Genomic DNA, 21,222 nt, shown 5'->3' on the forward strand with positions numbered 1-21,222 from the left:
TAAAACTGTGGGAGCGAGCCTTGTGGTGAGGGGGCTCGCTCCCACAGTGGTTTCTGTATGGCTGAATTACTTGGTCTTCTTTGGGATGCGAACAAGCTGCGTGTTCGAATACATGTCATGCCAGCTGCGTTTCTGCTTATCGAACAGCGACCAGAAGAAGCCCAGCCCCACGCACAGCCACGACGCAATCGACACCACGAACCGCAACAACGCCTGCCACAGGCTGATCGAAGAGCCATCGGCATTCTGCACGCGAATGCACCACACCTGCATGCCGAGGGTCTGACCCGACCAGGTCCAGAACTTGGCGAAGAAGCCGAACAGCACAAACAGCAGCACCGTCGAAAGCAATGGATCACCATCCAGCGCACCTGCTTCCGTCAGGGTGCGCATTTTCTCTTCGCCGAGGATCGCCATCTGGATCATCTTGTAAATGCCGCTGGTGACGATCAGCAGGGCGGTACACAACAGGAAGTCATAGAACATCGCTGCCAGGCGACGACCCAGGGTAGCGGCGGGAAAGTCGCCCTGGGGGTTGAGCAGGTGTTTCGACATGGCAGCCTCTGGGCGGAAAAAAAGCCATTTTACGGATTTACGCGCACAAAAAAGCCCCTGATGTCAGCATCAGGGGCTTTTTCGTAACAGAAGATTAACCTTCTGCTTGAACCTCGTCAGCCTGCATGCCTTTCTGGCCTTGCACAGCAACGAAAGTCACTTTCTGGCCTTCTTTCAGGCTCTTGAAGCCGTTGCCCTGGATGGCGCGGAAATGCACGAACAGATCCGGACCGCTTTCAGGAGTGATAAAACCAAAACCTTTCTCGTCGTTAAACCACTTGACGGTACCGCTCTGACGTTGGGACATTTCTTATTTCCTATGACGCAAAAATTAATGACAGTCTCCTTCTCATGAAAGAGTACTGGGGCTGGTTGCAGGAGAGTAAGAAGACGTCGAACGGGATGTAGCTAACTTGTAGGCTACTGCCCAGGTCACGATTCCAAGCGACCCATGCAAACACAGTGAACAAACTCTACGCCAACTACGGGAGAAAAAACAAGCCCCGTCAGGGGCCCGGTTTTGCTCAGGTTGGCCGTACTAGTCGATCCACTAGTGCCGTCTTATTCTTTGTCGCTGTTCAATTGTTTTCGATCGTTATAAGCAACGTTCATAAACGAAGGATGGCTATAAATATATGCACTATTTTATGGCGGTTGCGTTACACATTAGTGCACTGTTAACGCAACCGCGTTACTTATAGAAACAGTCAATCAGCCGCGATAGTAGCGTTGTGCAACAAATGGCATTTTGCTTACAAGCAAAGGCACCTTTTTCCCACGAACGATCGCCCAAACGGGTGTGTCGATAGCGATATAAGCGCTGTCGAGGTAACCCATGGCCAAAGGAGCGCCCAGAGTCGGACCGAAGCCGCCACTGCAGACAGCGCCGATGATGTCTCCAGCTTCGTTGACGATTTCTGCGCCTTCACGCACGGGCGTACGTTCCTGAGGCAGCAAACCGACGCGCTTGCGGCTGACGCCACCTTGTTGTTGTGCGAACACGGTTTCAGCGCCAGGGAAGCCGCCGGCCCGCGCGCCATCGGCACGACGAGGCTTGGAGATGGCCCACAGCAGGCTCGCTTCGATCGGGGTGGTGTCGGTGTTCATGTCGTGGCCATAGAGGCACAGACCGGCTTCCAGGCGCAGCGAGTCGCGGGCGCCAAGGCCGATGGCCTCTACTTCAGGTTCAGCCAGCAGGGCGCGAGCCAGGGCTTCGGCGTTGGCGGCCGGTACCGAGATTTCGAAACCGTCTTCACCGGTGTAGCCCGAACGGCTGACGAAGCAGTCCACGCCCAGCAGTTTCACGCGGGCGAACTGCATGAAGGTCATCTTCGCCACTTCCGGCGCCAGGCGTGCGAGCACGGTAACGGCGGCCGGGCCTTGCAGGGCCAGCAACGCGCGTTCTTCGAACAGCGGCTCGATAGTGCATTGCTCGCCGATGTGCTTGCGCAGGTGTGCCAGGTCCTGATCCTTGCAGGCCGCGTTGACCACCAGGAACAGTTCGTCGTTACCGAGGTTGGCAACCATCAGGTCATCGAGGATGCCACCGGTTTCGTTGGTGAACATTGCGTAGCGCTGCATGCCCACCGGCAGGTCGATGATGTCCACCGGCACCAGGGTTTCCAGGGCCTTGGCGGCATTGGCGCCGGTCAGGCGAATCTGGCCCATGTGCGACACATCGAACAGCCCGGCCTGATCACGGGTGTGCTGGTGTTCTTTCATCACGCCGAGCGGGTATTGCACCGGCATGTCATAGCCGGCGAACGGCACCATGCGGGCACCGAGTTCGACGTGCAGTGCGTGCAGCGGGGTTTTCAGCAATTGTTCGGTGGACATATTCAGCTCCTGAAAAAGTGTGCAGTGCGCGTGAGCATCAGCACTCGATAATGTTGACCGCCAAACCGCCACGGGCGGTTTCCTTGTATTTGCTTTTCATGTCGGCGCCGGTCTGGCGCATGGTGCGGATGACCTTGTCGAGGGAGACGAAGTGCTGACCGTCGCCGCGCAGGGCCATGCGTACCGCGTTGATCGCCTTGACCGAACCCATGGCGTTGCGCTCGATGCAAGGCACTTGCACCAGCCCGCCAATCGGGTCGCAGGTCAGGCCGAGGTTATGTTCCATGCCGATTTCGGCGGCGTTTTCCACTTGCTGCACGGTCCCGCCAAGGATTTCGCACAAGGCGCCGGCCGCCATGGAACAGGCCACGCCGACCTCGCCCTGGCAACCGACTTCGGCGCCGGAGATCGAGGCGTTTTCCTTGTAGAGAATGCCAATGGCCGCCGCCGTCAGCAGGAAGCGTACGACGCCGTCTTCGGTGGCACCGGGAATGAAGCGCATGTAGTAATGCAACACCGCCGGAACGATCCCGGCCGCACCGTTTGTGGGCGCGGTCACGACACGTCCGCCATTGGCGTTTTCTTCGTTGACCGCCAGGGCGTACAGGTTGACCCAGTCCAGCACCGACAGCGGATCGCGCAGTGACGATTCCGGGTTCTTGCACAGTTGCCGATGCAGTGCTGCGGCGCGACGCTTGACCTTCAACCCGCCGGGCAGAATGCCTTCGTTGCGACAACCGGCATCGACGCAGTCCTGCATCACTTGCCAGATCTTCAGCAGGCCGGCGCGGGTTTCCGCTTCCGGGCGCCAGGCGCTTTCATTGGTCAGCATCACCTGGCTGATGGACAGACCGTAGGTGGTGCAATGACTGAGCAAGTCCTTGGCACTTTTGAACGGGAAGGTCAGCGGCGTAGCGTCCTCGACGATGCGGTCGGCGCCGGCGGCGTCTTCATCGACCACAAAACCACCGCCGACCGAGTAGTACTCGCGGCTGCGGACCTGCAGGCCGGCGGCGTCGAAAGCGCGAAAGATCATGCCGTTGGGGTGATAGGGCAAGGGTTTGCGAATCATTGCCAGGTGTTCTTTCTCGTTGAACGCAATGCTGTGTTCACCGAGCAGGTTCAAGCGACCGTTGCCGCGAATCTCTTGCAGGCGGGCGGCGACGGTTTCGGTATTTACGGTGTCCGGGTGTTCACCTTCCAGGCCCAGCAACACAGCCTTGTCGCTGCCGTGCCCCTTGCCGGTGGCGCCGAGCGAGCCGTAGAGCTCGACTTTGACGCAGGTGGTGGCGGCCAGCAGCCCTTCGCGGCGCAACCCTTCGACGAAACGCGCGGCTGCGCGCATCGGGCCGACGGTGTGGGAACTGGAGGGGCCGATGCCAATCTTGAACAGGTCGAACACGCTTAACGACATGGTTGTTCTCCGGTTTCTTGTTATAGGTATTGGACAATCTTGCGAGATAACACATTGCCCTGTGGGAGCGAGCAAACCCGCCCCCTTATCCGTTTAAGCGTAGCTTTCGATCGACGGGCAGGCGCACACCAGGTTGCGATCGCCAAACACGTTGTCGACGCGACCGACCGGCGGCCAGTATTTGCCTTCAATCAGGGAGGCCACCGGATACACCGCTTGCTCACGGCTGTACGGATGCGTCCACTCGCCAACGATCTCTGCCGCGGTGTGCGGAGCGTTCTTCAGCGGGTTGTCTTCCTTGTCCAGCGTGCCGTTTTCCACCGCGCGGATTTCTTCGCGGATGCGGATCATGGCGTCGCAGAAACGGTCCAGTTCTTCCTTGGATTCGCTTTCGGTCGGCTCGATCATCAGCGTGCCGGCGACCGGGAACGACATGGTCGGAGCGTGGAAGCCGAAGTCGATCAAGCGCTTGGCGACGTCATCAACGCTGATGCCGCTGCTGTCTTTCAGCGGACGCAGGTCAAGGATGCATTCGTGCGCGACCAGGCCGTTGCTGCCGGTGTACAGCACTGGGTAATGCTCTTCCAGACGACGGGAGATGTAGTTGGCATTGAGGATCGCCAGTTGCGAAGCGCGTTTCAGGCCGGCGCCGCCCATCATCCGAATGTACATCCAGGTGATCGGCAGAATGCTCGCGCTGCCGAACGGTGCTGCGCAGACTGCGCCTTCCTTGCGTTCCATCTGGGCGTGGCCCGGCAGGAACGGGGTCAGGTGCGATTTCACGCCGATCGGGCCGACACCCGGGCCGCCACCGCCGTGTGGAATGCAGAAGGTTTTGTGCAGGTTCAGGTGCGACACGTCGCCGCCGAACTTGCCCGGTGCGCAGAGGCCGACCATCGCGTTCATGTTGGCGCCGTCGATGTACACCTGGCCGCCGTTGTCATGAATGATGCCGCAGATTTCGCGGATGCCTTCTTCGAACACGCCGTGGGTCGACGGGTAAGTGATCATCAGCGCGGCGAGGTGTTCGCGGTGCTCGATGGCTTTGGCGCGCAGGTCTTCGATGTCGACGTTGCCGCGTGCATCGCAAGCGGTCACAACCACACGCATGCCAGCCATGTTGGCGGTGGCCGGGTTGGTACCGTGGGCGGACGACGGGATCAGGCAGATGTCGCGACGGTCTTCGCCACGGCTCTGGTGATAGGCGCGGATGGCCAGCAGACCTGCGTATTCACCTTGCGAACCGGCGTTCGGTTGCAGCGAGATCGAGTCGTAACCGGTCGCGGCGCACAACATCGCTTCCAGTTCATCGGTCAGTTGCTGGTAGCCGGCGCTTTGCTCGGCCGGGGCGAACGGGTGCAGGGCACCGAATTCAGCCCAGGTCACCGGGATCATTTCGCTGGCAGCGTTGAGCTTCATGGTGCACGAACCCAGCGGGATCATGGTGCGGTCCAGCGCCAGGTCCTTGTCGGCCAGTTTGCGCAGGTAGCGCATCAGCTCGGTTTCCGAGTGATAGCGGTTGAACACCGGGTGGCTGAGGATCGGCGATTGACGAACCAGCGCAGCAGGAATGGTGCTCTGTACCGAGGCGGCCAGCGCAGCGAAGTCTGGCAGGGTCTTGCTGTCGGCGAACAGCGCCCACAGGGTTTCGATGTCAGCCTGGGTGGTGGTTTCGTCCACCGACAGGCCCAGACGCTGAGCATCGATGACGCGCAGGTTGATCTGCAGGGCGTGAGCCTTGTCGTGCAGCACGGCGGTTTGCGCGCCGGTGGCCAGGGTCAGGGTGTCGAAGAAGCTGGCTTGTTCGACGGTCAGGCCCAGTGCGTTCAAGCCTTTGGCCAGAATGGCGGTCAGGTGATGCACGCGGTTGGCGATCTGCGTCAGGCCTTTCGGACCGTGGTACACGGCGTACATGCTGGCGATGTTGGCCAACAGCACTTGGGCGGTGCAGATGTTGCTCGTGGCTTTCTCGCGACGGATGTGTTGCTCGCGGGTTTGCATGGCCAGGCGCAGGGCCGGCTTGCCGAAACGGTCCACCGAGACACCGACCAGACGGCCCGGCATGTCGCGCTTGAACGCGTCTTTAGTGGAGAAGTACGCCGCGTGCGGGCCACCGAAGCCCAGCGGAACGCCGAAACGCTGGGCGCTGCCGATGGCCACGTCAGCACCGAATTCGCCTGGCGGGGTCAGCACGGTCAGGGCCAACAGGTCAGCGGCCACAGCCACCAGAGCATTGGCGGCGTGGAAGCGTTCGGTCAGTTCGCGGTAATCGAACACGTCACCGTTGCTGGCCGGGTATTGCAGCAGGGCGCCGAAGAACGGCGTCACGTCAGTCAGTTCGAGCTCGTCGCCAACCACCACGTCGATGCCCAACGGCTCGGCACGGGTGCGCAGGACGTCGAGGGTTTGCGGGTGGCAATGCACGGAGGCGAAGAAGGCGTGGCTGCCCTTGTTCTTGCTCAGGCGTTTGCAGAAGGTCATGGCTTCGGCAGCGGCGGTGGCTTCGTCGAGCAGCGAGGCGTTGGCAATCGGCAGGCCGGTCAGGTCGCTGATCAGGGTCTGGAAGTTCAGCAGCGCTTCGAGACGGCCCTGGGAAATTTCTGGCTGGTACGGGGTGTAGGCGGTGTACCAGGCCGGGTTTTCCAGCAGGTTGCGCAGGATCGGCGACGGTGTGTGGGTGCCGTAGTAGCCCTGGCCAATGTAGGTCTTGAACAGTTGGTTCTTGCCGGCGATGGCTTTGATCGAGGCGAGGGCTTCAGCTTCGCTCAAACCGTCTTCCAGACCCAGCACGCTGGTGCCTTTGATGCTGTCCGGGATAACGCTGGCGCTCAGGGCTTCCAGCGAATCGAAGCCGAGGCTGTTGAGCATGGCTTGCTCGTCGCCGGCACGCGGGCCGATGTGACGGGCGATGAATTCGTTGGCGGTGGTCAGATTGATAGTCATGTCGGTTGCTCCTCAGGCGTCGGCTTGGGCTTTGATCAGGCGGTCGTAGGCGTCCTGGTCCAGCAGTTTGGCGACGGCAGAGGCGTCGCTTGGCTGGAAGCGGAAGAACCAGCCTTCGCCCAGCGGATCTTCGTTGACCAGTTCAGGGCTGCTGTCGAGTGCCGGGTTGACTTCCAGCACCTCGCCGTCGAGTGGCATGTACACGCCGCTGGCGGCTTTTACCGATTCCACGGTGGCGGCTTCAGCGCCTTTGTCGTAGGACTGCAGCTCAGGCAGTTGTACGAAAACCACGTCGCCCAAGGCGTTCTGTGCGAAAGCGGTGATGCCGACAGTAACGCTGCCGTCAGCTTCGGTGCGCAGCCATTCGTGGTCTTCAGTAAAACGCAAATCGCTCATGAGAACTCCTAAGGGGGCCAGACTCGTCTGGTGGACGCTATTGAATGCTTGGGCAAAAAAGCCCTGTTATGAGGGACTACATAGCAAGAACACGGCCAATGTTGGTTTTATCTTTATTTATCAGTGGCTTGGGGTGTTTTGCGAGGCGGCGGAATTTGCCTGCTGTAGCGAAATCGATACGGACAAAGTCAGGGAAGAAAGCCGAGGTGGATCAAAGCCTTGCACAGCCGTGATCGGGGAGGGGTGTAGCGATATCGTTCCGCTGTAGCGCTTTCAGTACAGATGGAGGTCGTTTTTGGAGAGGTATTTTGAATTTGGCATAAAACCAGTGTGGGAGCGGGCTTGCTCGCGAAAGCGTAGTGTCAGGCAGCAATGATGGTGACTGACCCACCGCTTTCGCGAGCAAGCCCGCTCCCACATTTGACCGCGTATGGTTCAGGGCTTGTTGGGTATGCCGTACTTGCGCAGCCGATGGGCAATTGCCGTGTGCGAGGTCTGCAGGCGGGTGGCCAGTTGGCGGGTCGAGGGGTAGCTGACGTAAAGTTTTTCCAGCAGGGTTTTCTCGAATTCCTCCATCGCCTGCTCCAGGCTGTCGACATCGCTGTCGCTCTGGCGCGCCACCGAGGTGCCGGCGATGTCGAGGTCGCCGATGTCGACTAGCGTGCTTTCGCAAATCGCCGCGGCGCGGAAAATCACGTTCTGCAATTGCCGCACGTTGCCCGGCCAGCGATTGCCCAGCAGTGCCGGGTAGGTGCCCGGCGCCAGGCGACAGACCGGGCGCTGGATTTGCGCGCAGGCTTGCTGCATGAAGTAGCGGGCGAGCAGCAGAATGTCCTGGCCACGTTCGCGCAGCGGCGGAACTTCAACGTTGAGTACGTTGAGGCGGTAGAACAGGTCTTCGCGGAAGCTGCCTTCGCTGACCATCTTTTCCAGGTCGCGGTGGGTGGCGCTGAGGATCCGCACATTGACCTTCACCTCACGATCACCGCCGACCCGGCGGAAGCTGCCGTCATTGAGGAAACGCAGCAGTTTCGCCTGCAAGTACGGCGACATCTCACCGATTTCATCAAGAAACACCGTGCCCTGGTTGGCCAGTTCCATCAGCCCCGGTTTGCCGCCTCGTTGCGCGCCGGTAAAGGCACCGGGAGCGTAGCCGAACAGTTCGCTTTCGGCGAGGTTCTCCGGCAATGCCGCGCAGTTCAACGCGAGAAATGGCGAACTGTGCCGGGCGCTGATGGCGTGGCAAGCCCGGGCGACCAACTCCTTGCCGGTGCCGGTTTCACCCTGAATCAGCAGCGGCGCATCAAGGGCCGCCACTCGTTGCGCGCGCGCCTTTAGGGTGCGGATCACCGGTGATTCGCCGAGCAGCGCATCGAACCCTTCGGCGTGGTCATGATGCAGCGCCGAGAGGCGTTCGCCGATGCGGTTGGGTTGATACAGGGTCAGCAGGGCGCCCGCGTCGGTGATTGGCGTGGCGTCCAGCAGCAGTGTCTGGCCGTTGACCGTGATTTCCCGCAGCGGCAAGCGAAAGCCCTGTTCCAGCAAAGTGTCGAGCAGCGCCGGGTCGGCGAACAGATCGGCGATGCTTTCACCCGCCGGTTCACGACCGTACAGCGCGATCAATGCCGGGTTGGCCAGCAACACTTTGCCGGCACTGTCCAGGGCCAGTACCGGGTCGGTCATGGCCGCGAGCAACGCGTCGAGTTGCAGGTGTCGGCGCTGGCCGGGAAGGATGTCAACCACCGTCACCGCTTGCACGCCACGCACGCTGAACAGCGCATCGCGCAGCTCTTCGAGGACTTCCGGGCTCAAGGTCGGGGCATCGATGTAAACGTTGGGTGGGACCATTTCCACCGCATCCAGATTGAGATTACGCCCACCGAGCAGGGCCAGGACTTCCTGGGTAATACCGACGCGGTCGATGAAGCTGACGTGGATACGCATGGGGCGGTTTTTGGTTCTGGAGTGCGGAGGGGCGCAAGTATGCCTTGGGGCGGGCGAATGGTGAAATCCTGCGCGGGATTTCAGGCCTGCACCGAACCCTTGTAGGAGCGAGCCTGCTCGCGAAAGCGGTGTATCAGTCACTATCAATGTCGACTGTCAGACCACCTTCGCGAGCAGGCTCGCTCCCACAAGGGGCAGTGGGTTATTCGAATTTCTCGAGGTCTACCGGGTCGCCGGATTTCATGTCGAGCTGCACGCGAATGTCTTCAAACATCAGATCGTAATGCTTGTGAACCGAACCAATCTGGCTGTGTGTCTTTGGAATGCCGTACTGCTCGGCGATTTTCGTCACGTTGCTGGCAAAGTTATAGGCCTCGACCTTGGGCAGGAAGAAGGTCTCTTTCATGTCCTTGCCCTGAATGCTGCCATGCATCGTGAATTGAATGCCTTTTTCCCCTTTGGGATTCTTGCTGACTTCATAGTCCAGGTGCACGTTGTAGCTGACATCATCCTTGGTCAGCGCGTGACGCTCGATGTGCAAGTGACCCGGTTCAAACTGTGCCATAGACGTCTCTCCCTACAAGTAAGTAATGCCAGGTTTCGCCGTGCTGATGCGCGTACCTGCCTTGCCCTGGACGATCGCTTCGATGTCCGAGAGTGAACCGATTACCGCGGTTTTTCCAGTGTGGCGGGCGAACTCGCAGGCGGCCTGAACCTTGGGTCCCATGGAGCCCGCGGCGAAGCCGAGTTTTTCCATTTCATCCGGGTGAGCCTGGCCGATGGCTTTCTGGGTTGGCTTGCCGTAATCGATAAATGCGGCGCTGACGTCGGTGGCGATCACCAGGATATCGGCTTCCAGTTGTTCGGCCAGCAGTGCCGAGCACAGGTCTTTATCGATCACCGCTTCGACACCTTCCAGTACGCCGGGTGATGTGTACATGGTCGGGATGCCGCCACCGCCGGCGCAGATCACGATGCTGCCTTTTTCCAGCAGCCATTTGATCGGGCGGATTTCGAAAATACGCTTCGGTTTCGGACTGGCCACCACACGACGATATTTGTCGCCGTCCGGGGCAATCGCCCAACCTTTCTCGGCAGCGAGTTTTTCTGCTTCGGCCTTGGCGTACACCGGGCCGATCGGTTTGGTGGGGTTCTGGAACGCCGGGTCGTTGGCGTCGACTTCGACCTGGGTGAGCAGGGTGGCGAAAGGCACTTCGAAGTCCAGCAGGTTGCCCAGTTCCTGTTCGATGATGTAGCCGATCATGCCTTCGGTTTCGGCACCGAGCACGTCCAGCGGATAAGGGGACACCGAGGTGTAGGCCGCGGCTTGCAGCGACAACAGGCCGACCTGCGGGCCATTACCGTGGGCGATCACCAGTTGGTTGCCGGCATGGACCTTGGCGATTTGTTCGGTGGCGATACGGATGTTGGCGCGCTGGTTGTCCGCGGTCATGGGTTCACCACGGCGGAGCAGGGCGTTACCGCCCAGAGCTACGACGATACGCATAATGCAGTCCTTCCAATCAGAGGAATAGCAAACGACTCGGTCCTTTGTGGGAGCGAGCCTGCTCCGGGCGGCGCTCCGACGAATGCGGTGTGTCAGTCGACATCCAGGGTGACTGTCAGATCGCTTTCGCGAGCAGGCTCGCTCCCACATTGACCGGCCCGTTCTTTAGAGGTCAGCCAGGGTCGATACCAGGATCGCCTTGATGGTGTGCATGCGGTTTTCCGCTTGCTCGAAGGCGATGCAGGCCGGCGACTCGAACACGTCATCAGTCACTTCGATGCCGTTCTTCAGGTTCGGGTACTGCTCGGCAATCTGCTTGCCGATTTTGGTATCGCTGTTGTGAAAGGCCGGCAGGCAATGCATGAACTTGGTGCGTGGGTTGCCGGTGGCTTTCATCAGTTCCTTGTTGACCTGATACGGCAGCAGTTGCTGGATACGTTCGGCCCAGGCTTCGACCGGTTCACCCATCGAGACCCACACGTCGGTGTGGATGAAGTCCACGCCTTTGACCGCAGCTTTGGTGTCTTCGGTCAGGGTGATGCGCGCGCCGCTTTCTTCCGCATATTTGTGGCAGCGCTCAACCAGATCGTCCAGCGGCCACAGCGCTTTTGGCGCACAGATGCGCACGTCCATGCCAAGCTTGGCGCCGATCAGCAGCAGCGAGTTACCCATGTTGTTACGGGCGTCGCCCAGGTAGACGTAACTGATCTCGTGGATCGGCTTGTCGGCGTGTTCACGCATGGTCAGCACGTCGGCGATCATTTGCGTTGGGTGGTATTCATCGGTCAGGCCGTTGAATACCGGCACGCCGGCGAACTTGGCCAGTTCCTCGACGATTTCCTGCTTGAAGCCACGGTACTCGATGGCGTCGTACATGCGCCCCAGCACGCGGGCGGTGTCTTTCATGCTTTCTTTGTGACCGATCTGCGAGGAGTTCGGGTCGATGTAGGTGACGTTGGCGCCCTGGTCATAAGCCGCGACTTCGAACGCGCAACGGGTACGGGTCGAAGTTTTTTCAAAGATCAGCGCAATGTTGTTGCCTTTGAGGTGCTGCTGCTCGGTACCGGTGTACTTGGCGCGCTTGAGGTCGCGGGACAGGTCGAGCAGATAACGCAATTCGCGAGGGGTGTGGTGTTCCAGGCTCAGCAAATTACGGTTGTGAATGTTGAAAGCCATGATGGATCTCCTTAGGTGTCGGTTATCCCCCTGGTCGTGCTTGCCTTCGGGTAGAAGGCAGCAGCGGCCAGGGCTTAAAGATTAATAGTCGATAGGGTCGCGAATGATCGGGCAGGTCATGCAGTGGCCGCCCCCGCGTCCACGCCCCAGTTCGCCGGCGCTGATGGTGATGACCTCGATACCCGCCTTGCGCAGCAAAGTGTTGGTGTAGGTGTTGCGGTCATAGCCGATGACCACGCCCGGCTCCACGGCCACCACGTTGTTACCGTCGTCCCACTGTTCGCGTTCGGCGGCGAAGCTGTTGCCGCCGGTTTCGACGACCCGCAACGCTTTCAGGTTGAGGGCCTTGGCCACGGTGTCGAGGAACGTGCCGTCTTCGCGTCGGATGTCGATGCCGCCCGGTTTTTTCTCGTCCGGACGCAGGGTGAAGGCGACGATCTGGTTCACGACTTCGGGGAAAATGGTGACCAGGTCGCGGTCGCAGAAGCTGAACACGGTGTCCAGGTGCATCGCGGCGCGGGATTTTGGCAGGCCGGCGACGATGACTTTTTCGACCGCTTTGTTTTTGAACAGGTTCAGCGCCAATTGACCGATGGCCTGACGCGAGGAACGCTCGCCCATGCCGATCAATACCACGCCGTTACCGATCGGCATCACGTCGCCGCCTTCAAGGGTGGAACTGCCGTGATCCTGGTCCGGGTCGCCGTACCAGATCTCGAATTCGGCGTTGGTGAACTGTGGGTGAAATTTGTAGATGGCGGTTGCCAGCAGGGTTTCCTGACGGCGCGCTGGCCAGTACATCGGGTTCAGCGTCACGCCACCGTAGATCCAGCAGGTGGTGTCGCGGGTGAACTGGGTGTTGGGCAGTGGCGGCAGAAGGAAGCTGGAGTGGCCGAGGAAATCACGGAACATCTGGATGGTCTTGCCACCGAAGGTGTCCGGCAGGTCATCGGCGGAGACACCGCCAATCAGGAACTCGGCGATGTGTCGCGGCTCCAGGCTTTTCAGCCAGGATTTCACTTCGTTGATCAGACCCAGGCCCACTGAGTTGGCGGTGACTTTGCGCTCCAGGATCCAGTCCAGCGCTTCGGGGATGGCGACGATGTCGGTCAACAGGTTGTGCATCTCTACAACGTCGATCCCGCGTTCGCGCATCTTGGTGACGAAGTCGAAGTGGTCACGCTTGGCTTGGGCGACCCACAGCACATCATCAAACAGCAGTTCGTCACAATTGTTCGGGGTCAGCCGCTGGTGGGCCAGGCCGGGGGAGCAAACCATGACTTTGCGCAGTTTGCCGGCTTCGGAATGCACGCCGTACTTAACTTTTTCCGTGGTCATTACAGTGATCCTCCAGATGACAAATTATTCAGGTGTTACAGGGTCAGGAAGCCGGAATACAGTCCATAGGCCGCCACCACGGCACCTATGATCACGGCTGCAAAAATCAGCTTCTCGACGTTGGTGAAAACAGGTTTGCCCAGTTCCCGCTTGGCCTTGGCGAACAGGATCACGCCGGGCGCATAGAGCAGGGCGGACAGCAGCAGGTATTTGGTGCCGCCGGCGTAGACCAGCCAGACCGCGTAGATCACCGAGATGGCGCCGATCAGCAGGTCCTTGGTGCGTTCGCCCGAGGCGTTTTCGTAAGTCTCGCCGCGCACCGCCAGCAGCAGCGCATACGCCGCCGACCACAGGTAAGGCACCAGGATCATCGAGGTGGCGAGGTAGATCAGCGACAGGTAAGTACTGGCCGAAAACAGGGTGATGATCAGGAACAGCTGGACCATCGCGTTGGTCAGCCACAGGGCGTTGACCGGCACGTGGTTGGCGTTTTCCTTGCGCAGGAACTCCGGCATGGTGTGGTCCTTGGCGGCGGCGAACATGATCTCCGCACACAGCAGCACCCACGACAGCAAGGCCCCCAGCAGCGAGATGATCAAACCTACGCTGATCAGCACCGCGCCCCAATCACCGACCACGTGCTTCAGCACGGCCGCCATCGACGGGTTCTGCAGCTTGGCCAGTTCCGGTTGGGTCATGATCCCCAGCGACAACACGTTCACCAGCACCAGGAACAGCAGCACAGTGATGAAACCGATGACGGTGGCTTTACCCACGTCGCTGCGTTTTTCAGCGCGGGCCGAGAAGATGCTCGCGCCCTCGATGCCGATGAACACCCAGACGGTGACGAGCATCATTTTGCGCACCTGGTTCATCACGCTGCCCAGGTCCGGGTTTTTCAGGCCCCAGATGTCGGCGGTGAAGATGTCCAGTTTGAAGGCGAAAATCGCGATCAGCACAAACAGCACCAGCGGCACGATCTTGGCGACGGTGGTCACCAGGTTGATGAACGCCGCTTCCTTGATCCCGCGCAACACGAGGAAATGCACACCCCAGAGCAGCAGCGATGCGCCGATGATGGCGGCGACCGTATTGCCCTCGCCAAAAATCGGGAAGAAGTAGCCGAGGGTGCTGAACAGCAGCACGAAGTAGCCGACGTTACCCAGCCAGGCACTGATCCAGTACCCCCAGGCGGAAGAAAAACCCATGTAGTCGCCGAAACCGGCCTTGGCGTAGGCGTACACCCCGCCATCCAGATCAGGCTTGCGGTTGGCCAGGGTCTGAAAGACGAAGGCCAGCGTGAGCATGCCGACAGCCGTGATGGCCCAGCCGATCAGGACCGCGCCAACGTCGGCGCTGGCGGCCATGTTTTGTGGCAAGGAGAAGATCCCGCCACCAATCATTGAGCCGACTACCAGTGCAACCAATGCGCCGAGTTTCAGTTTTCCGGGGGATTCAGACATCGCATGACTCCAGTGCAGGAGAAGAGAGACAACAGAGTAGTTCTGTTAGCTGTTCAAACATCTGACTTAGATCAGTGCATTGGCACATTCCATTGTTAATTAAAGACTTTTGGATGTTGCTTCGGCCACACACGGACTGCCGCAGAAGCCTAATCCAGACGGCTCGCTCAGAGCTATCCGAAATAAGAGAGCTTGGCTGGCGATCTTTAAATTAGTTCGTTTTGGCGTTTCCGCAAATATTTGGTACGCGTTTCCAGTGCAGAATTCATTTATTAGGATTAATCCAACAATTCGCTCTTTGCCCTGATGCACATAGAATGATCGGTTATAAATAAATGGTCCCGAAATGGCGTTTTCTAATAAACGTTATTACGCTGTATCTATTTAGTTAAGCCAACCCTGTGAAGGTTTCAAAAACATGACAACCCCCGGCCGACTGTGGACAAAAATGGAGATGCAGGTATGTCGCAACCCACGCAAAAGCTACGCCTGAGCGCACTGATCGCCCTGGTGGTGGGGTCGATGATTGGTGGCGGGATTTTCTCGTTGCCGCAGAACATGGCGGCGCGGGCCGATGCGGGGGCGGTGCTGATCGGATGGGCCATCACGGCTGTCGGCATGCTGACCCTGGCGTTCGTCTTCCAGACCCTGGCCAATCGCAAACCCGAACTGGACTCCGGGGTGTACGCCTACGCCAAGGCGGGTTTCGGTGACTACATGGGTTTCTCGTCGGCCTGGGGGTACTGGATCAGTGCCTGGCTCGGCAACGTCGGCTACTTCGTTCTCCTGTTCAGCACCCTCGGTTATTTCTTTCCGGTCTTTGGCCAGGGCAACACGCCGATTGCCATCGGCTGCGCCTCGGTGCTGCTGTGGGCCGTGCATTTTCTGGTGATGCGCGGGATCAAGGAGGCGGCGTTCATCAACCAGGTGACGACCGTGGCCAAGATCGTGCCGCTGATCATGTTCATCGTCATCGCCGCTGTCGCTTTCAAGGCCGACATTTTTACCCGGGACATCTGGGGCCGTAGCAACCCGAGTTTCGGCGGGGTGATGGACCAGGTGCGCAACATGATGCTGGTGACGGTGTTCGTGTTCATCGGCATTGAAGGCGCCAGTGTGTATTCGGCGCGCGCAGAGAAACGCTCGGACGTGGGCAGGGCGACGGTCATCGGTTTTCTCGGGGTGCTGGCGCTGTTGGTGCTGGTGAACGTGTTGTCGCTGGGCATCATGAGCCAGCCGGAACTGGCCAACTTGCAGAACCCGTCACTGGCCGCAGTGCTGGAACATATCGTCGGGCCCTGGGGCGCATTGCTGATCAGTGTCGGCCTGGCGATTTCGCTGTTGGGGGCGTTGTTGTCCTGGGCGCTGCTGTGTGCCGAGATCCTCTTCGCCACGGCCAAGGACAAGACCATGCCGGCCTTCCTGAAAAAGGAAAACGCCAACCATGTGCCGGTGAACGCGCTGTGGCTGACCAACGTGATGATCCAGCTTTTTCTGCTGATCACCCTGTTTTCCGCCGGCACTTACACCAGCCTGATCTACCTCGCGTCCTCGATGATTCTGGTGCCTTACTTGTGGTCGGCGGCGTATGCGGTGTTGTTGAGCGGGCGTGGCGAAACCTACGAACACGCCAGCGCCGAGCGCACCAAGGACCTGATGATCGGCGGTATCGCGCTGGGGTATGCGGTGTGGTTGCTGTATGCCGGCGGGGTCAAATACCTGCTGCTGTCGGCGCTGCTGTATGCGCCGGGGGTGATTCTGTTTGCCAAGGCCAAGCATGAGCAGGGCGAGCCGTTGTTCACCCATATAGAGAAGGGCATTTTTACCGGTGTCCTGATTGGTGCCGGGTTGGCCGCGTATGGGTTGTACAGCGGTTTGCTGTCGTTGTGAGGTTGTTGCTGGCGTATCAACCGCCGTATGACTGGTCGGCGATGTTGCAGTTCTTGTCGGCGCGGGCGGTGGCCGGTATGGAAATCGTGGCCGATGGGGTGTACTCGCGCAGCATCGGGCTGAACGGTGTTCACGGTTCTTTGTCGATTGGGCCGGCGGACGGTGATGCGCTTGAGCTGACGCTGGATTTTGCGGACGCGTCGGCGGTGCCGGAAATCGTCGCGCGAGTGCGGCGGATGTTTGATCTGGATGCGGATTTGCCGTCGATTCACCGGCAGTTGAAGCTGGACCTGTTGATGGAACGCTTGATTGCCGAGCGTCCGGGCTTGCGGGTGCCGGGGGCCTGGGATGGGCTGGAACTGGCGATTCGGGCCGTGCTGGGGCAGCAGATTACTGTGGGTGCGGCGATTCGGTTGGCGGGTAAGTTGGTCGCGCAGTATGGCGCGCCGTTGCAGTCGCCGCGGGCGGGTTTGAGCCATGTGTTTCCTGAGCCGCAAGTGTTGGCGCAGGCCGATCTGGCGACGTTGGGCATGCCGAAAAGCCGGGGGAGGACGTTGTCGGGCGTGGCTCAGGCGCTGCTGGATGATCCGCTGTTGTTTGAGCCGGGGCGGGAGGACGGTATCGCACGGTTGCTGGCGTTGCACGGGATTGGTGACTGGACGGCTCAGTACATTGCCTTGCGCCAGTTGCGTGAGCCGGATGCGTTTCCGTCCGGGGATGTGGGGTTGATCAAGGCGTTGGAGGTGCTTGAAGAAAGGCCGGTGACGGCGCGCGAATTGCTGCTGCGCGCCGATGCGTGGCGACCTTGTCGAGGGTATGCGGCGCAGTTGCTTTGGACATCGCTGAGCCGGATGGATTGAGCTGATCCGGGATTTGTGCTGAATAATCTGGCCCCTTCGCGAGCAAGTCGAAGGCGGTCAGACAGTCACCACCACTGCGCGCGATGGGAACCCAATTCAGTTGCCGGCAGTGCCCACTGCAATGGAGTACCGCTGATTTTCAGCGGCACATGCAGCCGGTGCGCCGGCCCCCACGGTGTCTGCTCAACCACCAGCCCTTGATCGTTGTCATCCTCCGCCCGCAACGCCTCGGCCGTTCCCGGGCCATTTTCAATCAGCAACTTCGCTGTACGCGCCAATGACAACCGCGCCGAACCCCCACGCCCCAACAGCCTGATCGCCGCAGCCGCCATCAAATACCCGGTCGCGTGATCGAGTGCCTGCACTGGCAACGGCGTCGGTTTTCCCGCGTTTTTCCACTGCATCCCGGCCTCGGCAATCCCGCTGCTCATCTGTACCAGGCTGTCGAAACCACGGCGGTTCTGCCACGGTCCGCTCCAGCCGTACGCATTGAGACTGACATCGATCAGGCCCGGCGCCAGTTTCCGGCGTTCGTCAGCCCCGTAACCCATGCGTTCCAGTGCATCGGCGCGGTAGCCGTGCAGGAGGATGTCGGCGTCCTTGAGCAGTGTTTCGAACACCGCGCGATCATCGCGGTTGTGCAGGTCCAGACGGGCGCAGCGTTTGCCCAAGGTGACTTCGGGCACGACGCCGGGTTCGTTCCAGGTCGGTGGGTCGATGCGCAATACATCCGCCCCGAGGCCGGCGAGAAAACGGCTGGCGACCGGACCGGCCAGCACGCGGGTCAGGTCCAGCACCTTGAGCCCGGCCAGCGGCTGAGCGACGGAGCCTTGCCACGCTTTCGCCAGTTGACCCTTGTCGTCGCTGAACTGAATCAACGGCTCGGCGTTCACGGCCAAACCTTGTGGGTGTTGCTGCCATTGCACCCAGGTGCGCATCTCGGCGGCGCATCCTCCGGCGTCGACGACGGCCTGTTCCAAATCACTGTTGGCCCATTGCGCCACCTTGCTTGCCATCGCCGCGCGATCGGCGCAGGTGCCTAACACGCTTTCAGCCGCAGCGCGGTGATGGGGCGCGTTGGTGTGCAGGCGGATCCAGCCGTCCTTCGTCGCGTAGTCACCGGCAACCGGGTCCCACAGCGGCGGAACGCTCCAGCCGAGGGGGCGGATCGAGGTGGCGAACCAGAAAGAGGCGAGGCGGCGGTCGACTTCGACAGCGGGCAAACGCCCCGTGTGTTGCCGCAATAACTCGCTGACTGCCTGCCCGGCTGCGGCGATGCTGGCGCAGGCGAGGTCGGTCACGGCAAACGCCGAGGGCAGGGCACCGCTCGACGTGAAGGGAATTGGGGTGTGAGGCAAGCCGAGTGCGGCTTGAATGGACGTGAGTAGATCAGTCATCGAAGGCCCTCCGGAACGAGAGCCCGATCATAGTTCAAAAAACTGGCCGGCCGGATGAAACGATGCGGCTGACTGAACACTACCCCTGTGGGAGCGAGCCTGCTCGCGAAAGCGGTGTATCAGTCACTATCAATGTTGACTGTCAGACCGCCTTCGCGAGCAGGCTCGCTCCCACAGGGGATCTGTGGTGATTGCTAGACCCGGAACTGGTCCATCAATTTCATCTGGTGAGTGGTCAGCGAGTTGAGCTGGCTGCTGATCTGCGCCGATTCGGTGGCCTGGCCCGTCAGGGTTTCGGTGACGGTACGGATCGCCGAGACGTTGCGGTTGACCTCTTCGGCCACCGCGCTTTGCTGTTCGGCAGCGCTGGCGATTTGCAGGTTCATGTCGCTGATCACCGTCACCGCGTCGCTGATTTTGCCCAGGGCCTGCACCGCTTGCTGGATCTGCCCGGCGTTGTTGTGGGCCTGGGTCTGGCTCGAATGCATGGTGGCGACCACGCCGCGCGTGCCGCTCTGGATGCGTTCGATCACCAGGCGAATCTCTTCCACCGAGTCCTGGGTGCGTTTGGCCAGGTTGCGCACTTCATCGGCCACCACCGCAAAACCGCGACCGCTCTCACCGGCACGCGCCGCTTCAATCGCGGCGTTGAGCGCCAGCAGGTTGGTCTGCTCGGCAATGCTGCGGATCACCTCCAATACCGAACCGATCTGCTCGCTGTTGACCGCCAGCGCTTCGACTTCGGTCACCGCTTTGCTGACTTCGTCGGCCAGTTGATTGATGTCGCGGGTGCTGCGCTCGATGATCTGCATACCATCACGGGCCGACTGATCGGCGCCTTTGGCGGCGTTGGCCGCATTCGAGGCGCTGTTGGCAACGTCGTGGGCGGTGGCGCTCATTTCGTTGGACGCGGTGGCGACCTGGTCGATTTCGCGGAACTGCAACTGCATGCCTTCGCTGGTTTGACGGGCGATTTCCGAAGACTGGTCGGCGGTGCCGCGGGCGTCGGTGATGCTTTGCTTGATCTGCGCGATGGTCGGTTGCAGCTTGTCGAGGAAGCGGTTGAACCAGCTGACCAGTTCGCCCAATTCGTCCTTCTTGCTGTAGTGCAAGCGCTGGGTCAGGTCGCCGTCGCCGCTGGCAATCGCCTTGAGCATCTCGGCCACGCTGTTGATCGGCCGGGTCACGCCCGACGCGGTGAGCCAGGTCAGCAGCAAACCGACCAGGCCGGCAATCACGGAGACCAGCACTGCTTTGATCGTGCCGCTTTGCTGGGCGTCATCGAGCACGGCTTGCAGTTTCACCGAGTCGGCGAGCAATACTTGTTTAGGCAGGTCGATCACCACGGCCCAGGCCTTCGCGTCGGCAATCGGGCTGACCGGGTACACCGCGCGAATCAGGTCGCCTTGCTGCAAAACTTTCGGCGCACCCCCACTGAGCAATTGCAGGATGTCCTTGCCATCCGCGCCCAGGGTTTCGCCGATAGGCTTGCCGACTTTACCGGCGTCGACACTGTTAGCCGCCAGCACGCCGGTGCCGGAGACGATCAGCATGTGCCCGGCGCTGTTGAACAGTTCACGCTGGGAATCGACCGCCGCCGCTTGCAGCGCATCGAGGGCAATGTCGATGCCGACCACGCCGATGGACTTGCCATCCACCAGCAGCGGCACGGAAATGGTGGTCATCAACACTTCTGTTTTGTTAGCGCCGACGGTATCGGCGTAGGGGTCGAGCAGGCAGGTACGCTTGCTGTCACGCGGGCAGGTGTACCAGACGTTGTAGGGCGTGCCGCTGAGGTTCAGGGTGGTTTTGGTCATGTCGTCTTCGACCATGACGGTGTTGAGTGTCTCGCCCCCGGCACGGCTCCAGTACGTGGCGAAACGCCCGGCTTCGTTGGACTGGCGCACCGCGTCATTGACGAACTCGCTGTCCTTGCCATCCAGCCCGTTGGGCTCGAACGCCAGCCAGACGCCCAACACTTTCGCGTTGCGCTCGAACGCGGTCTTGACGCTCTGGTTCAACTCTTCACGCAACGCACCCGCCTCCAGCGAGCGCTTGGCGGCCAGGGTGCGCATGTCCTTGATCTGGTCCGCCAGCGCGGTCACCACCGTCAGGGTTTCGCCAAAGGTCTTCTGCACTCGCACGGCCTGTTCAGCCGCCTTGGCTTGCAGCAGGTCTTGCACACTGTCGGTGAGCATTTTGCTGCTGGAGGCGCTGACCAGATCATCGTTCTGATTGGTCTGGTAAATGTTCATGCCGACGATCAGGGCGACCACGCCGAGCAGACACAGACCGGACAGCAAAACGATTTTCAGACGGATAGAGAGAGAGTCGAACATAGGGCGAACTCACAAATGGATGAGGTGTTGGCAAGGAGTCGCGATCGACTCGGTACGCCAAATCCATTCAGCGCCATTCAATGCACATCGGCGCCGTGTGACGGTTGCATGAACCGATGCCGACGAACGGTAGCAGGTGAACGTTTGCGCAGGAAAAAGCCCTG

16 protein-coding genes and 1 pseudogene are annotated in these 21,222 nt (G+C 60.3%); 2 read left to right on the forward strand and 15 right to left on the reverse strand.

The window, feature by feature from the left end; genetic code table 11:
- Window positions 1-66: 66 nt before the first annotated feature.
- From AC07N8_RS02455 to arcD (AC07N8_RS02510), 12 genes are all read right to left on the reverse strand, one after another.
- Window positions 67-555, reverse strand: coding sequence for an RDD family protein (locus AC07N8_RS02455; RefSeq protein WP_483841782.1), 489 nt, complete (start codon window positions 553-555; stop codon window positions 67-69).
- Between the two features lie 94 nt (window positions 556-649).
- Window positions 650-862: a cold-shock protein gene (locus AC07N8_RS02460; RefSeq protein ID WP_007934683.1), complete on the reverse strand. Its 213-nt coding sequence runs from the start codon at window positions 860-862 to the stop codon at window positions 650-652.
- A 404-nt stretch (window positions 863-1,266) separates the two neighbouring features.
- Window positions 1,267-2,391 (reverse strand): glycine cleavage system aminomethyltransferase GcvT, encoded by a 1,125-nt coding sequence (gcvT, locus tag AC07N8_RS02465; RefSeq protein ID WP_493142467.1) that lies wholly within the window; start codon window positions 2,389-2,391, stop codon window positions 1,267-1,269.
- A gap of 37 nt (window positions 2,392-2,428) precedes the next feature.
- Window positions 2,429-3,805 carry an L-serine ammonia-lyase gene (locus AC07N8_RS02470; RefSeq protein WP_493142468.1) on the reverse strand — a complete coding sequence of 459 codons (1,377 nt, stop codon included), beginning with the start codon at window positions 3,803-3,805 and terminating at the stop codon, window positions 2,429-2,431.
- A gap of 93 nt (window positions 3,806-3,898) precedes the next feature.
- Entirely contained in the window at window positions 3,899-6,748 is a 2,850-nt protein-coding gene (gcvP, locus tag AC07N8_RS02475; RefSeq protein WP_483841779.1) for an aminomethyl-transferring glycine dehydrogenase, read from the reverse strand.
- Between the two features lie 12 nt (window positions 6,749-6,760).
- A complete protein-coding gene (gcvH, locus tag AC07N8_RS02480; RefSeq protein ID WP_123432938.1) occupies window positions 6,761-7,144 on the reverse strand; it encodes a glycine cleavage system protein GcvH in 384 nt (127 codons plus the stop codon).
- A 435-nt stretch (window positions 7,145-7,579) separates the two neighbouring features.
- On the reverse strand, window positions 7,580-9,088 hold the full coding sequence (gene gcsR / locus AC07N8_RS02485; RefSeq protein ID WP_493142469.1) for a transcriptional regulator GcsR: 1,509 nt from the start codon (window positions 9,086-9,088) through the stop codon (window positions 7,580-7,582).
- A gap of 202 nt (window positions 9,089-9,290) precedes the next feature.
- Complete coding sequence (locus tag AC07N8_RS02490) at window positions 9,291-9,653, reverse strand: DUF5064 family protein (RefSeq protein ID WP_493142470.1); 363 nt, start codon at window positions 9,651-9,653, stop codon at window positions 9,291-9,293.
- A 12-nt stretch (window positions 9,654-9,665) separates the two neighbouring features.
- Window positions 9,666-10,595: a carbamate kinase gene (arcC, locus tag AC07N8_RS02495; RefSeq protein WP_483841776.1), complete on the reverse strand. Its 930-nt coding sequence runs from the start codon at window positions 10,593-10,595 to the stop codon at window positions 9,666-9,668.
- A 165-nt stretch (window positions 10,596-10,760) separates the two neighbouring features.
- Window positions 10,761-11,771 (reverse strand): ornithine carbamoyltransferase, encoded by a 1,011-nt coding sequence (locus tag AC07N8_RS02500; protein WP_483841775.1) that lies wholly within the window; start codon window positions 11,769-11,771, stop codon window positions 10,761-10,763.
- Between the two features lie 81 nt (window positions 11,772-11,852).
- On the reverse strand, window positions 11,853-13,109 hold the full coding sequence (arcA, locus tag AC07N8_RS02505) for an arginine deiminase (protein WP_483841774.1): 1,257 nt from the start codon (window positions 13,107-13,109) through the stop codon (window positions 11,853-11,855).
- A 35-nt stretch (window positions 13,110-13,144) separates the two neighbouring features.
- Window positions 13,145-14,572: an arginine-ornithine antiporter gene (gene arcD / locus AC07N8_RS02510; RefSeq protein ID WP_483841773.1), complete on the reverse strand. Its 1,428-nt coding sequence runs from the start codon at window positions 14,570-14,572 to the stop codon at window positions 13,145-13,147.
- Between the two features lie 462 nt (window positions 14,573-15,034).
- Between arcD (AC07N8_RS02510) and arcD (AC07N8_RS02515) the strand changes: the two genes are divergently transcribed.
- Both arcD (AC07N8_RS02515) and AC07N8_RS02520 read left to right on the forward strand, forming a co-directional pair.
- The gene (arcD, locus tag AC07N8_RS02515) at window positions 15,035-16,462 is read left to right on the forward strand and encodes an arginine-ornithine antiporter (protein WP_483841772.1); all 1,428 of its coding nucleotides are present in this window, start codon (window positions 15,035-15,037) and stop codon (window positions 16,460-16,462) included.
- Window positions 16,459-17,322 (forward strand): DNA-3-methyladenine glycosylase family protein, encoded by an 864-nt coding sequence (locus tag AC07N8_RS02520; protein ID WP_493142471.1) that lies wholly within the window; start codon window positions 16,459-16,461, stop codon window positions 17,320-17,322. The genes arcD (AC07N8_RS02515) and AC07N8_RS02520 overlap by 4 nt, the downstream gene beginning before the upstream one ends.
- A gap of 65 nt (window positions 17,323-17,387) precedes the next feature.
- Here the strand turns inward: AC07N8_RS02520 and AC07N8_RS02525 are convergent, their stop codons facing one another.
- From AC07N8_RS02525 to AC07N8_RS02535, 3 genes and pseudogenes are all read right to left on the reverse strand, one after another.
- Window positions 17,388-18,719 (reverse strand): CoA transferase, encoded by a 1,332-nt coding sequence (locus AC07N8_RS02525; RefSeq protein ID WP_483841770.1) that lies wholly within the window; start codon window positions 18,717-18,719, stop codon window positions 17,388-17,390.
- Between the two features lie 194 nt (window positions 18,720-18,913).
- On the reverse strand, window positions 18,914-19,669 hold the full coding sequence (locus AC07N8_RS02530; RefSeq protein WP_483841930.1) for a methyl-accepting chemotaxis protein: 756 nt from the start codon (window positions 19,667-19,669) through the stop codon (window positions 18,914-18,916).
- 102 nt (window positions 19,670-19,771) lie between these two features.
- Window positions 19,772-21,058, reverse strand: a pseudogene (locus tag AC07N8_RS02535) (methyl-accepting chemotaxis protein); the annotation flags it as partial.
- Window positions 21,059-21,222: the final 164 nt, after the last annotated feature.

This window comes from Pseudomonas sp. GW821-FHT10C09, from assembly GCF_059415465.1.

Coding starts and splice junctions, on each gene's coding strand:
- AC07N8_RS02455 (WP_483841782.1), bottom strand. CDS start 555: ATGTCGAAACACCTGCTCAACCCCCAGGGCGACTTTCCCGCCGCTACC.
- AC07N8_RS02460 (WP_007934683.1), bottom strand. CDS start 862: ATGTCCCAACGTCAGAGCGGTACCGTCAAGTGGTTTAACGACGAGAAA.
- gcvT (WP_493142467.1), bottom strand. CDS start 2,391: ATGTCCACCGAACAATTGCTGAAAACCCCGCTGCACGCACTGCACGTC.
- AC07N8_RS02470 (WP_493142468.1), bottom strand. CDS start 3,805: ATGTCGTTAAGCGTGTTCGACCTGTTCAAGATTGGCATCGGCCCCTCC.
- gcvP (WP_483841779.1), bottom strand. CDS start 6,748: ATGACTATCAATCTGACCACCGCCAACGAATTCATCGCCCGTCACATC.
- gcvH (WP_123432938.1), bottom strand. CDS start 7,144: ATGAGCGATTTGCGTTTTACTGAAGACCACGAATGGCTGCGCACCGAA.
- gcsR (WP_493142469.1), bottom strand. CDS start 9,088: ATGCGTATCCACGTCAGCTTCATCGACCGCGTCGGTATTACCCAGGAA.
- AC07N8_RS02490 (WP_493142470.1), bottom strand. CDS start 9,653: ATGGCACAGTTTGAACCGGGTCACTTGCACATCGAGCGTCACGCGCTG.
- arcC (WP_483841776.1), bottom strand. CDS start 10,595: ATGCGTATCGTCGTAGCTCTGGGCGGTAACGCCCTGCTCCGCCGTGGT.
- AC07N8_RS02500 (WP_483841775.1), bottom strand. CDS start 11,771: ATGGCTTTCAACATTCACAACCGTAATTTGCTGAGCCTGGAACACCAC.
- arcA (WP_483841774.1), bottom strand. CDS start 13,109: ATGACCACGGAAAAAGTTAAGTACGGCGTGCATTCCGAAGCCGGCAAA.
- arcD (WP_483841773.1), bottom strand. CDS start 14,572: ATGTCTGAATCCCCCGGAAAACTGAAACTCGGCGCATTGGTTGCACTG.
- arcD (WP_483841772.1), top strand. CDS start 15,035: ATGTCGCAACCCACGCAAAAGCTACGCCTGAGCGCACTGATCGCCCTG.
- AC07N8_RS02525 (WP_483841770.1), bottom strand. CDS start 18,719: ATGACTGATCTACTCACGTCCATTCAAGCCGCACTCGGCTTGCCTCAC.
- AC07N8_RS02530 (WP_483841930.1), bottom strand. CDS start 19,669: ATGCAGTTGCAGTTCCGCGAAATCGACCAGGTCGCCACCGCGTCCAAC.